This is a genomic window from Kaistella chaponensis (genome assembly GCF_900156725.1).
In the GTDB taxonomy this organism is placed as follows: Bacteria; Bacteroidota; Bacteroidia; order Flavobacteriales; family Weeksellaceae; genus Kaistella; species Kaistella chaponensis.
The window spans coordinates 114,837-127,314 of sequence record NZ_FTOI01000003.1; the positions used below are offsets into that span (position 1 = coordinate 114,837).

Here is a 12,478-nt window from a genome sequence, read left to right on the forward strand (position 1 = left end):
AGAAAAAATGAAACATTTCGCAGCATTAATCGCCTCCCTTGAAACCAGCAACAAAACAACTGCTAAAGTTGATGCAATGGTTCATTACCTCGAAACTGCGGATGATCAGGATAAGTTGTGGTTTCTGGCTTTATTTACAGGAAAACGTCCGAAAAGACCCATTAATACTAATTTTTTAAGAATTTGGGCTTTAGAAATCACGGGTTTACCGGAATGGCTTTTTTTAGAAAGTTACAGTTCTGTAGGTGATATCGGTGAAACACTTTCTCTCATTTTACCGAGACCCGAAAATACGGTTGAAAAATCATTGAGCCAATGGATGTTCGAACTCATTAATTTGAAAGAAAAATCAGACGAAGAAAAGAAAAAATATGTTTTGGAAAGCTGGAATGGTCTCGATTACACCGAACGATTTATTTTCAATAAACTCATTGGTGGAAGTTTCCGAATAGGAGTTTCCAAGAAATTATTAATCAATGCTTTATCCAAATATTCAGGTATTGAAACCAGTCAGCTTATGCATTCCATTATGGGAAAATGGAGTCTTGAAAATGCTGATTTTCAGGAATTAATTCAAGGAACAAATATCAACCCCGACAATTCAAAACCTTATCCTTTTTGCCTCGCTTATCCTTTAGAAAAAACGCCGGAAGAATTGGGCGATTTAGAAGAATGGCAAGCTGAGTATAAGTGGGATGGAATTCGCGGACAGTTTATTCGCCGGAATAATGAAGTTTTTATTTGGTCGCGTGGTGAAGAATTGGTGAATACGCAGTTTCCTGAATTGGTTTCTGCTTTAGAAAAAATGGAAGGAAATTTCGTTTTGGATGGAGAGATTTTAGCGGTAAAAGAGGAGGAAGTTTTGAATTTTAATGAATTGCAGAAACGCCTGAACCGAAAAACAATCTCTGCAAAAATGATGAAAGATATTCCCATCCAAGCTTTCTTTTATGATCTGTTAGAATTTGAAGGCGAAGATTTTCGAGGTAAACCTTTGATAGAAAGACGGTTGAAATTAGAAGAAGTTTTAGAAAATACGGAAGTTCAAAATTTCAAATTGCCAGAAATCATCATTGCAAAATCCTGGGAAGAATTAGCTGAAATCCGCTTGAAATCCCGCCATAATAACAGTGAAGGTTTAATGCTAAAACAGAAAAATTCGCTGTATCATTCCGGACGAAAAAAAGGAGATTGGTGGAAATGGAAAGTGGATGCTTTAACGATTGATGCAGTTTTAATTTATGCCCAAAAAGGAAGCGGAAGAAGAAGTGGATTCTACACCGATTACACTTTTGCCGTGAAAAAAGAAGATCAATTAGTCACTATTGCAAAGGCGTATTCTGGCTTAACAGACAAAGAAATCATGGAAGTCAGCCGTTTTGTAACGAAGAATTCTTTAGAAAAATTCGGACCAGTTCGTACCGTAAAAGCAGAACTCGTGTTTGAAATCGCTTTTGAAGGAATCGGTTTCAGCAATCGCCACAAAAGTGGAGTAGCTTTACGTTTTCCACGGATTGTAAGATGGAGACGGGATAAAACAGTAAAAGACATCGATGATATTGAAGAAGTAAAAAAATTGATTACTTAATTATCTAAATTTCAAGTATTTGTACTTATAATAATTCATTCATATAAAGCCGGTAACCATAAAAATATTTGCATCATTTGCATAAAAACTTTTCGCTATTGTCTGAAAAACACCATAAAAATCTTCAATACTTAAAATAAAATTGGATAATTTTCAAAATACAGAAGGTCTTAAAATCATCAAAAATTGGATGGCGCAGAAAGATTTCGCACCCTTCACTTTTCAGCTGGAAACTTGGGAAAAATTCTACAAAAACTACAGCGGAATGGTCGTCGCACCCACTGGTTTTGGAAAAACATATTCCGTTTTTCTCGCGGTCATCATCGATTTTCTGAACTTTCCAGAAAAATACGGAGATGGTTTAAAATTACTTTGGATCACACCGCTTCGAGCTTTAGCAAAAGATATCGCAAAAGCCATGAAAGAATCCATCGATGAAATTGGTCTCGATTGGTCGGTCGGAGTTCGAAATGGAGACACGCCGATTTCAGAAAGAACTTCTCAGACAAAAAAAATGCCCGACATTCTTTTGGTAACCCCAGAAAGTTTGCATTTGCTTTTGGCCCAAAAAAATAATCAGCGCTTTTTCAAACATTTAAAATGCATCGCTGTCGATGAATGGCATGAATTACTTGGTGGAAAACGCGGCGTCCTTACCGAATTGGCTTTGTCGCGCTTAACTTCCTATCAAAAGAAAATTCGCATTTGGGGAATCACTGCAACCATCGGGAATTTAGATGAAGCTTTGGAAGTTTTGCTTCCATACAAAACGAAGAAAATGAAGGTAGTCGCGAAGGAAAAAAAGAAGATCGATATCATCGCGGTTCTTCCGGATGAAGTGGAAATTTTACCTTGGGCAGGACATTTAGGAAATAAACTCGCAAACAAAGTCATTCCCATCATTTTGGAAAGCAAGACGACTTTGGTTTTTACCAATACCCGAAGTCAGGCGGAAATGTGGTATCAAATTTTGTTGCAGCAACATCCTGATTTTGCCGGACAAATTGCGATTCACCACAGTTCGATTGATAAAGATCTGCGAATTTGGATTGAAGAAAATCTAAGTTCGGGTTATCTGAAAGCGGTTGTTTCAACTTCTTCTCTGGATTTAGGAGTCGATTTCAAACCTGTTGATACCGTGATTCAAATTGGTTCTGCGAAAGGAGTTGCACGGTTTTTACAACGCGCCGGAAGAAGTGGTCATTCACCTTTTGAAACTTCTAAAATTTATTTTGTTCCGACTCATTCTTTAGAACTCATTGAAGTTGCAGCTTTAAAGGAAGCCGTGAAACAGAAAATTATTGAACCTCGTGTTCCGATGGTTATGACTTTCGATGTTTTGGTGCAATATCTCATTACTTTGGCGGTTGGTGAAGGTTTTAAAGCGGAAGAAACTTTCGAACAAATCAAAAACACGTATGCTTTCCAGGAAATCACGGCGGAAGAATGGACGTCGATTTTACAGTTTATCACCATTGGAGGCGGCGCTTTTAAAAACTATGAAGAGTTTCATAAAGTCGTCATTGAAGAGGGAATTTATAAAGTTACAAGTCGCAGAATTGCCATGCTTCACCGCATGAATATTGGTGTAATCGTAAGTGATGCGATGTTAAAAGTTAAAGTTTTGGGTGGAAGTTATGTCGGAATGATCGAAGAATATTTTATCACCCGCATGAAAAAAGAAGATAAGTTTATTCTCGCGGGAAGAGTTTTGGAAGTTGCCCACATCAAAGAAATGACGGTTTATGTCCGAAGCGCCAAAGGAAAAGCCATGGTTCCGAGTTATTTGGGCGGAAGATTGCCTTTGAGTTCTTACCTCGGACAATTTCTTCGAATGAAACTTTCAGAATCTTTGGATGCGAAATCTTCAGAGAAAGAGTTGAAATTTCTGCATCCACTTTTGGCAAGTCAGGAAGGGATTTCTCATATTCCCAAAGAAGATGAATTTTTGGTGGAAATCATCAAAACCCGCGATGGTTATCATCTCTTCATGTATCCGTTTGAAGGTCGCTTGATTCATGAAGTCATGTCTGCATTAATCGCGTTTCGGATTTCGAAAGTCACCCCGATTTCATTTTCGATGGCGATGAATGATTACGGTTTTGAATTGTTGAGTTCCCAGGAAATTCCGTTGACCGAAGAAAATTTAAAGCAGATTTTAAGTAAAGAAAATTTAATTAAAGATGTTTTAAGCAGCATTAATGCGACAGAAATGGCAAGAAGGAAATTTCGGGATATTGCCGTGATTTCGGGTTTGGTGATCCAAACTTATCCGGGACAGCATAAAAATAATAAAAGTTTACAATCTTCTGCAGGTTTAATTTTTAATGTTTTGGAAGATTACGATTCCCAAAATATCTTATTAAAACAAGCATATACCGAAGTTTTCAATCAGCAAATCGATGAAGCAAGATTGGTTGAAGCGTTCAACAGGATTGAAAATTCTAAAATAATTCTCAAATTTGCAAACTCATTTACGCCTTTAAGTTTCCCCATTAAAGTTGATAGTTTGCGGCAGTCTTTGAGCAGTGAAGATCTGGGTGAAAGAATCAAAAGGATGCAAGCTGAAGCGATGAAGAAAGGAAAAACAGTGATCCAAATGGCGCGAGGAAAGTAATTTCTGTCTTAGAATTCAATAAAATTTAAACCAATCAATGCTCGAAGTTTTACAGAAGAAAATTCAAAATACCCTTTTAACTTTCACCAATCAACGTGCTTTGTTTTGGGATGCAGAGAAGATTTTAATTTTAAGTGATCTGCATGTCGGGAAATCTGCTCATTTCAGAAAACATGGAATTGCAATTCCTTCCGAAGTTTTAATTGCTGATCTCAAAAGGCTAGAAGATTTAATGATCCATTTTCAGGCACAGAAAATCATCATTGTTGGCGATTTATTTCACGCCGGTTATAATTCTGATTTAGATCTTTTTAAATATTGGCGAAAACAATTCACGCAACAGTTTATTTTGATCAGGGGAAATCACGACCGTTTGAAACGTGAAATTTATGAAGATCTCGGAATTGAGTGTGAAGAGGAATTCCTGTTCATCGAACCTTTCACTTTCATTCATCATCCGGAAAAAATGGAGGATCGGTTTTATATTTCCGGACATATTCATCCAGGATTTGTTTTAAAAACAAAGAATGAAAGACTCCGATTGCCCTGTTTTGCAGTTTCCGAGCAACAAATTGTTCTTCCGGCGTTCAGCCTTTTTACAGGTTTAGACACGAAAACTTTACAAGGAAAATTTAAAAATATTATTTTCACCGAAGGCACTATTTTTGAGGTGTAAAGGTTAAATGATTATATAATGAAAAGTTTAAAAAAAATAGCAATTCCGTTGACCGTTGGAATTATTGGTGCATTATTTCTAAGTTCGTGTTCTGTCGCAATTCCCAAAGGAGCGACTGCAGTTCAGGATTTTAAAGCGGATAAATATTTAGGAAAATGGTATGAAATTGCAAGGTTTGATTTCCGTTTCGAAAAAGACATGGATCATACAACCGCAGAATATTCTAAAAACTCCAACGGAAATATTAATGTAAAGAATAGAGGTTACAATTATGTAAAAAAGGAATGGAAAGAATCCGTCGGTGAAGCAAAATTTGTAAATAGCCCAACTGAAGCGCGATTGAAAGTTTCTTTTTTTAAACCAATTTGGGCAGGTTACAATGTAATAGACCTCGATGATGATTACAAATATGCTTTGGTTGCAGGAAATAATCTGGATTACCTTTGGATTCTTTCCAGAGAAAAAACAATACCAGAAACTTTCAAACAAAGATTTCTAGAAAAGGCAAAAGCTTTAGGTTACAAAACAGAAAATTTAATCTGGGTAAAACAGGATTAATTTTAAATTTCATAAAAAAAACACCCGTTGCAAAATGCTTCGGGTGTTTTTTGATAACTGGATTTTCGGGAATATTAAAATTCAAAAATAAATCCGAAGTAGGGAATAGGCATGTTTTTATCCTGTTGACCAACTTCGAGGATGTAATTTTGATCAGAAGAAGGTGCATTTGGATTTTGAATGACTCCGTTTCCGTTGTCATCTCTTTGCAAATTCACAACCGGTAAATTGCTCGCTGTTTTTGAGCCGTAAACATTGATGATATCGAGATAGGCGGTAAATTGCCATTTCTTGAACACCCATTTTTTCTCGGTACGCAAATCGAGTTGATGCGCCACATTTCCACGCTGTGAATTTAATTTTGTAAAATCCTGGAGCGGTCCATTATTAATATTCCAAATCGGAACGGAAGAACTTCTCACCAAATCGTACGGTGTTTCCGGCAAACCAGACTGCATTCTAAATCTTGCACTTAAATTCCAGTTTCTTGGTAAAACTTTTCCGGCACTTACCGAAACAATATGTCTGGAATCCCAACTTGAAGGCAATAAATTTCCAGCACCATCACTGAATTTGGAATAGCCAAAAGTGTACGCAAGAATTCCGTAGAAGTTATTTAAGGTTCTTTTTTGTGCTAAAAATTCAATTCCGTATGTTTCGCCAAATCCGCGGGAATCTAAAGGTTCGCTTCCGACAACTCCGAAATCTGCACCGATATTGGCAAGAGAAATTTGGTTACGCAAAGAGAACGGATAATTTTTATATTTTTTGAAATATCCTTCCATCGTCAAACGAAGATTATCTTTCCCATTGTATTCTAAACCTGCGACGTAATGGATGTTTTGAATGTATTTTAATGTTTTTTGATTGACCAAATTATCATTTAACTTTAAACCCAAAGCTGTATAAGCGGGAAGTTGATGATAAATACCGGTGTTGAAATTAAAAGCCCATCGATCAGTAAATTTATAATTCAAAGAAAATCTTGGAGAAAATTGCTCGAATGGATTATTGGTCTGTTCCGAATAATTACTCGCATCGAAGCGGGTTCCCAAAGAAACTTGCAGCTTATTATCAAATAATTTTTTTGCACTTTGCACGTAAAATCCATATTGAAGAACTTTTAAATCCGAATTCACTTCATCGAAACTAATTCCGGATTGATTCACCGCTTTTATGGTAGAATTATTGGTGTATTTCGCATCATTAAAGTTGGTTCCGGCGCTGAAAACAAAATCTCCGAGCATGAAATTTCGATCAATTCTTATTTTGTTTTCACCTTCCTGAGAATTGTAATCGAAGAGCAAATTTCCGGGAGTTTCAATATTTCTATAATATTTGGTTGCTTGATTGTCTAACAAATTTCGACTTACAGTAAAAAGCCAGTTTCCGTTATCCACCAAATGTCGGTAACCTGCACCGAAAGTGTAATTCCATTGCGGCGCAACCGGCAAACGATCGATTAAAGTTAAATTGGCAAGTGTATTTTTGGCGTCGGTATTGAATTCAAATTTATCAATAGCTCCAAGTCCCACAAAATAGAGTTCATCGCCACTTTTAAATTTCTTTGAAACTTTGAAAGTGGCATCATAATAACTTGGCAAAAATGGCAAACCAATCGCCTTGAAAAGAAGTTGGAGATTGGATTTCCGTACAGAAAATAAACCGCTCCATGATTGGTCTTTTGATAGCGGACCATCGATCATCAATTGCAAATCATCTAAACCAACAATGGCTTTGTAACCTAGTTTATCTTTTCGGGCTTCCTTTAAATTAAATTCAAACAAAGAAGATAATGCACCATTTCTTTTGGCTGGAAAAGCTCCGCTGTAAAAATCAACATCTTTAATAAAATCGACGGTTATAATTCCACGCGGACCACCAGAAGCTCCCTGAGTTTGGAAGTGATTGATGATGGGAACTTCGATTCCGTCGATGTAAAATTTATTTTCGGCCGAACTTCCACCTCTGATAAAAAGGTCATTTCGGAACGTTGCAGTACTTCCAACGCCGGGAAAACTTAAAATTGCACGGGATATATCTCGATTGGAGCCTGCATTTTTTTGAATTTCTTCGCTTGTAATATTTCGCAGAGAAACCGGACTTTCAGCGGTTGTTTTATAGGCCTTTTTTTTAATTAGAACTTCCTGAATCGTTTTAATTGCAGACCTGCTTAAACCTACCGAAAACGTAAGATTTTGATTGGGAATAATATCGATATCATACAGATAAGAAATATCATAATTTTCTGCAGTAATTTCAAAAGTATAAGATCCTGATGGTAGATTACCGAGCTGAATACTGCCATTTCCGGTAATACTTTCTGCTCCGTTTTGAATTTTTACCGTAGCTTCAACAGGTTTTTTGCTGAACTCATCGACGACTGAAATGTTGATCGATCCTACTTGTGATTTTAAAAAAAACGAAGAAAGGAGAAGAAAAAATGTAAATAAATGTCTCATAATTGTTTTTTAGATGAAGAAGCAAAAATTTTAGATATAAGGAAGATATTGTTCGATTGAAGCACTCTGAAAATGGTGAAATAAACCGCTGCAAAAGTACCGTTTTATAAGCAAAATGCTCAAAACTGAAGTAAAAATCTAAGTCAGATACTCATTTTAGGAGGAGAGACTTAAAAAAGAATACACCTTTTAAAAAAAAGATGTATTCTCAACTATTAAAAACTATAAAAACTATGGTAATAAGACTTTATCGATGACGTGAATAATTCCATTGGAGCACTGAACATCAGTCGCAATAACATTCGATGTTCTCGCTTTTTGGTCGATGATTTTTACACCACCTGTAGTCGTTAATTTGAATGTTCCGCCTTGGAAAGTTGTTACGACCATATTATCTGTAATTCCAGTTGATGCGACATTTGCACCAGCAACTACGTGGTATTTAAGAACTTCTGTTAAAGTTGCTCCAGGAATTGCAGCTAAGTTGGGTAAATTTAATTCTGTTAATAAATTCGTGAATGCCGTATTTGTTGGCGCGAAAACAGTAAATGGTGAACTCGCCGTTCCGCCTAAAATAGAAACGAAATTGGGTTGATCAGCTCTGGTTAAAGCGGCAACTAAACTTGTGAAATTAGGATTTGCTGCAGCATGAGTAACAATTGTTGGCAATCCGATTACGACATCAACTTTGTGAATTACGCCGTTTGTTGCACCAATATCTGTTTTGGTAACATTTGCAACGCCATTGATTTTTACTCCAGAAGCAGTGTTGATAAACATGCTCAAATTTCTGGTTGCAGATGCACTTCCTTTCGCAAGTGTAGATACATAAGCAGTTGTAACTTGCGAAGCCATTACTTTAGAACCTAAAACATGGTTGAGCAATACTTCTTTCAATACTGCATTGGGAACGTCATTAAGACTTGCAAATCCGTTCGCAGTTAAAAATTGGGAAAATGCTGCATTAGATGGAGCAAAAACGGTGAAAGTTCCGGAACCACTCAAAGTTGCAGAAAGACCAGCTTTGTCTACTGCGGCTTTCAAACTTGATAAATCTGAATCTGCTGCTGCCAATTCGTAAATTGATTTTGGAGTTTCCATTGTGGTCTCATCTTCTTTACTCGCACAAGAATACGATAGGATACTTGCGCAGAATAGAACCGTGAAAGTTTTGATTAAATTTTTCATAATAGACCTATTTTTAATTACAAATCAAATATAGAACTATTTTGTTCTATTAGGTAATTAATAGTATAGATTTATACTATTAATGTTATTGATTGTATACCTTATTATTTTAAAAGGTAAAAATACCTACCAAAAACCAACTGTAAACATTCGTTGATTGAGGTTTTAACTCACTTTTTCATTTTCTAATATTTTCATCACGATATTTTCCTCTTTGGTGAGGCCCGATTTTCCGTCATCAATTTCAATTTCATCCAATTCATCCATGTATTTTTTGATGGAGTTATTTTCGTAAAGATTGATGACTAAAGGATGCACATAATATTTTCGACAAACATTTCCGGTATTTCCCAGATGAGATGCCACCATTTCTAAAGCTTCTTTTACTTTTGTTTTATATTCTTTGCTGCTTTCTGCCTCGCCAATTTCTTTAAAAGCAATCAGTGCATTTACAGTTCCCGACCAAGTTCTGAAATCTTTTGCCGTAAAATCTTCACCGCTGATCTCCTTAATATATTCATTCACCATTCCCGATTCGATTGCATGTCTTTTTCCCTCTTCATCATAAAACTGAAATAGTTCTTTCCCCGGAATATCTTTACAGTTCTGAACAGCTTTTGCAAGTTTGTTATTTTTCAAATCGATATCGTGATAAATGCCTTTTTTTCCCTTGAAGGAGAAATGTATTTTCTGACCTTTAATATCGACGTGTCTGTCTTTAAGCGTGGTTAAACCAAATGATCCGTATAATTTTTCATACACATTATTTCCAATTCTGATGTTGGTTCTCTCCATCAAACTCACCACTACCGCAAGAACTTTTCTTTTTTCGAGGGTCTTGAGCGATAGATCTTTTTCCAGCTGCAAACGAATTTGTGGTAAAGCATAGCCGAATTGCAGCATCCTATAAAATTTGGTGTGGTTTCGCAAAGCATTCCAAAGACTGTGATAGCGGTATTGTTTTCTATTTTTCGCATCGATACCAGTTGCCTGAAGATGACCATTTTCTAAAGAACAAATCCAGACATTTTCCCAAGCGGGCGGAATTGCCAATTTGTCAATGCGCTGAATTTCGTCTTGATCTTTAATTTTTTCATCTCCTATATAATACACATATTTTTTTCCGGATTTTTTCCGCGCAATGCCATCAAATTCTTGGTCAGAAGTATAAACCAGACGAACAGCTTTTGCAGATTTCACAGGATCCTTCATTATTTTCAAAATTTTTGAAGGAGTCAAGGAGGCGATGAGATTGGTTTCAGGATTTTTCATAGATAATTTAGGTTTGAGGGAATAAGATTGAGTCAAAAAAAATCGTAGAATATTTTTAAAATGAATTTGGATAAAAAAAAAAGAACAAGACATTTTTTGATCAACGCTGGTTCTTTCTTTATCATCTTTTCAAATACTAAAAACCTCGGTTTAAAGGAGATTTTCAAAGGATATCACTAATTTTTTCCGCGCGTAAAAAGCCATAATATTAAACCAATTACTGCTGCAATGAGGAAAAAAGCCCACCACATTCCTGCTTTAAAAATTGTTCCGATTGCTTCGCAACTTGTTAATGACATCATTGCAAATACGGCTAAACTGAGTAAGGTAAACTTTTTCATCGTGGTAAATTTTAAGGTTGATCTATATTTTTTTCTGTTTCACTTTTTAAACTCTGTTGAAATCTGGTTTCCATTTTGTAATAGATTTTTTAATTTCATCCCCAGAAATTTGATGAGAAAGCGCTTTTTCTAATAACATTTTAAATTCATCATCATACGCAAAACGCAATGCAGCAATCTGACCAAAATTTAATTGTTCTACGATTTGGTCTGAACTTTTACCGAAGAGTTCAAAATATCTTTGTTTGAATTCTAAACGGATAATTCGGTTTTGATTTCCTAAAGCATAATGTTGACGCAACATTATGGCCAAAAATAAAAGAAGTGCAATGACAACAGAAAATAAAATCCAAGTCAATTGATTGCTCTCATCTGTAAAAATTTTTCTAATTCCCAGAACTTCTAATATCATCAGAAGTGGTAAATAAATAAAATGATGCAGTGGATAAAATTTTCGGTGATTAGCGTAGTTTTGAGTTTTCATGGAGATTTTCTATCAAATATGTTACCAAATTAATTTAAGTATTTTACAAACAGAAAAAATAAAAGGATTGGGTCCTTTTTTACTTGAAGTTCGAAAAGATTGTACAAATTTTAACAGTCAGCGTTTTACCGATTAACGGCAGATTTTTTTTTCAAATAAAACACGCTATACTTTTTTTGACTATTTTTGAAAAGCGCACGAACGAAATAGACCGTTGAGAATGGATATTTTTATACTTTCGAAGGAAGTTTTGCCGTTGCTTAAAAAAAGGCTGCAGCTGATTATGAAGTTTGGGTTAGTAAAAATCGAGCGATCATTATGCGGTTTGATTGAAATTAAAAATTAAAAAAGAGAGAAAGAAAAATGAATGAAAAGAATTTACAGAAAATAATAGATACGCAACCTTCCGTTTCGGGAAGTACATTTTTGGTTTCCACCCTTTTTATAATCTCCTGGCTTTTAATGGTTGGGCTTTTTGTTTTATCGATTGGGTTGTTTCTAGAAAGTTATCTTCACTACAAAATCTTCCTAGATTGGGTTTCGCGACAGTTAAATTTTGGTCTGAATGAGGAACAACGCTGGAAAATAGCGGTTAGCTTTGGACTTTTTTCCTTATTTTTGAGCATCATTTTTTTGGGCGTTATCTTTCTTTGCAAAATGGTTTTGCGTCGAAATCATTTTATTATCCAAATCGAAGACTGGATTTTCGCAAATATGAAAGAGCTTAAAAAGCCCAAAATTACAAAGTAAAAAAGATCATTAATTTTAAAAGAAAAACATTGAAAATATCAAAACATTGGCAACAGTATTGTATTGTCAGTTCTATGTTAAGAAAAACCTTCATTCTTATTTTTTATTTTTTTATTTTTTGGTTCGATGCACAAGTGAGAGCGGACGATATTTTAGGAACGTGGATGACTGTTGAAAACACCGCATCGGTAAAGGTTTATCGTTCCAATAACGAATTTAGGGCAAAAGTGGTATGGTTTGATGAAAGACTTGGAAGCGGAAAACCAATGAATTCGCGGCTCGATACGCAAAATGTAGATCCTGAACTTCGGAAAAGAAAAGTAATCGGAATGGAAATTTTAGAAGGTCTCACCTTCAATCCTGCAACTTCATCTTGGGAAAACGGAACCATTTATGACGGTTCTTCTGGCAGATATTGGGATTCATCAGTCACTTTAAATAAAGACGGAACCTTGAAAGTTCGCGGGTATTGGAAAGTGAAATGGATCGGTAAAAGCCTGAATTTTAAAAGAGTAAATCCTGGAACATTTAAAAAATTATAA

11 protein-coding genes are annotated in these 12,478 nt (G+C 35.5%); 6 read left to right on the top strand and 5 right to left on the bottom strand.

Annotated features, from left to right (window positions below):
• Nucleotides 1-7: 7 nt before the first annotated feature.
• The 4 genes from BW932_RS04230 to BW932_RS04245 all read left to right on the top strand — a co-directional run bounded on the left by BW932_RS04230 (nucleotide 8) and on the right by BW932_RS04245 (nucleotide 5,439).
• The gene (locus BW932_RS04230) at nucleotides 8-1,588 is read left to right on the top strand and encodes an ATP-dependent DNA ligase (RefSeq protein ID WP_076385696.1); all 1,581 of its coding nucleotides are present in this window, start codon (nucleotides 8-10) and stop codon (nucleotides 1,586-1,588) included.
• A 142-nt stretch (nucleotides 1,589-1,730) separates the two neighbouring features.
• Nucleotides 1,731-4,205 carry a ligase-associated DNA damage response DEXH box helicase gene (locus BW932_RS04235; RefSeq protein ID WP_262493347.1) on the top strand — a complete coding sequence of 825 codons (2,475 nt, stop codon included), beginning with the start codon at nucleotides 1,731-1,733 and terminating at the stop codon, nucleotides 4,203-4,205.
• Between the two features lie 37 nt (nucleotides 4,206-4,242).
• A complete protein-coding gene (gene pdeM / locus BW932_RS04240) occupies nucleotides 4,243-4,881 on the top strand; it encodes a ligase-associated DNA damage response endonuclease PdeM (protein ID WP_076385698.1) in 639 nt (212 codons plus the stop codon).
• Between the two features lie 18 nt (nucleotides 4,882-4,899).
• Entirely contained in the window at nucleotides 4,900-5,439 is a 540-nt protein-coding gene (locus BW932_RS04245; RefSeq protein WP_076385700.1) for a lipocalin family protein, read from the top strand.
• Nucleotides 5,440-5,513: 74 nt separating this feature from the next.
• Here the strand turns inward: BW932_RS04245 and BW932_RS04250 are convergent, their stop codons facing one another.
• From BW932_RS04250 to BW932_RS04270, 5 genes are all read right to left on the bottom strand, one after another.
• Nucleotides 5,514-7,901 (bottom strand): TonB-dependent receptor, encoded by a 2,388-nt coding sequence (locus BW932_RS04250; protein WP_076385702.1) that lies wholly within the window; start codon nucleotides 7,899-7,901, stop codon nucleotides 5,514-5,516.
• Between the two features lie 231 nt (nucleotides 7,902-8,132).
• A complete protein-coding gene (locus BW932_RS04255; protein ID WP_076385703.1) occupies nucleotides 8,133-9,089 on the bottom strand; it encodes a fasciclin domain-containing protein in 957 nt (318 codons plus the stop codon).
• A gap of 165 nt (nucleotides 9,090-9,254) precedes the next feature.
• Nucleotides 9,255-10,361 (bottom strand): DNA topoisomerase IB, encoded by a 1,107-nt coding sequence (locus BW932_RS04260; protein ID WP_076385705.1) that lies wholly within the window; start codon nucleotides 10,359-10,361, stop codon nucleotides 9,255-9,257.
• A gap of 176 nt (nucleotides 10,362-10,537) precedes the next feature.
• Complete coding sequence (locus BW932_RS04265; protein ID WP_076385707.1) at nucleotides 10,538-10,702, bottom strand: phosphatidate cytidylyltransferase; 165 nt, start codon at nucleotides 10,700-10,702, stop codon at nucleotides 10,538-10,540.
• 46 nt (nucleotides 10,703-10,748) lie between these two features.
• Nucleotides 10,749-11,186, bottom strand: coding sequence for a DUF6526 family protein (locus tag BW932_RS04270; protein ID WP_076385709.1), 438 nt, complete (start codon nucleotides 11,184-11,186; stop codon nucleotides 10,749-10,751).
• 363 nt (nucleotides 11,187-11,549) lie between these two features.
• Here BW932_RS04270 and BW932_RS04275 point away from each other — a divergent pair, with 363 nt between their 5' ends.
• Both BW932_RS04275 and BW932_RS04280 read left to right on the top strand, forming a co-directional pair.
• Nucleotides 11,550-11,936 carry a hypothetical protein gene (locus BW932_RS04275; RefSeq protein WP_076385711.1) on the top strand — a complete coding sequence of 129 codons (387 nt, stop codon included), beginning with the start codon at nucleotides 11,550-11,552 and terminating at the stop codon, nucleotides 11,934-11,936.
• A 29-nt stretch (nucleotides 11,937-11,965) separates the two neighbouring features.
• On the top strand, nucleotides 11,966-12,478 hold the full coding sequence (locus BW932_RS04280) for a DUF2147 domain-containing protein (protein ID WP_143745499.1): 513 nt from the start codon (nucleotides 11,966-11,968) through the stop codon (nucleotides 12,476-12,478).

Bases quoted from the DNA above. Each gene is read 5' to 3' on its own strand.
- BW932_RS04230 (WP_076385696.1), top strand. From the start codon at position 8: ATGAAACATTTCGCAGCATTAATCGCCTCCCTTGAAACCAGCAACAAA.
- pdeM (WP_076385698.1), top strand. From the start codon at position 4,243: ATGCTCGAAGTTTTACAGAAGAAAATTCAAAATACCCTTTTAACTTTC.
- BW932_RS04245 (WP_076385700.1), top strand. From the start codon at position 4,900: ATGAAAAGTTTAAAAAAAATAGCAATTCCGTTGACCGTTGGAATTATT.
- BW932_RS04250 (WP_076385702.1), bottom strand. From the start codon at position 7,901: ATGAGACATTTATTTACATTTTTTCTTCTCCTTTCTTCGTTTTTTTTA.
- BW932_RS04255 (WP_076385703.1), bottom strand. From the start codon at position 9,089: ATGAAAAATTTAATCAAAACTTTCACGGTTCTATTCTGCGCAAGTATC.
- BW932_RS04260 (WP_076385705.1), bottom strand. From the start codon at position 10,361: ATGAAAAATCCTGAAACCAATCTCATCGCCTCCTTGACTCCTTCAAAA.
- BW932_RS04265 (WP_076385707.1), bottom strand. From the start codon at position 10,702: ATGAAAAAGTTTACCTTACTCAGTTTAGCCGTATTTGCAATGATGTCA.
- BW932_RS04270 (WP_076385709.1), bottom strand. From the start codon at position 11,186: ATGAAAACTCAAAACTACGCTAATCACCGAAAATTTTATCCACTGCAT.
- BW932_RS04275 (WP_076385711.1), top strand. From the start codon at position 11,550: ATGAATGAAAAGAATTTACAGAAAATAATAGATACGCAACCTTCCGTT.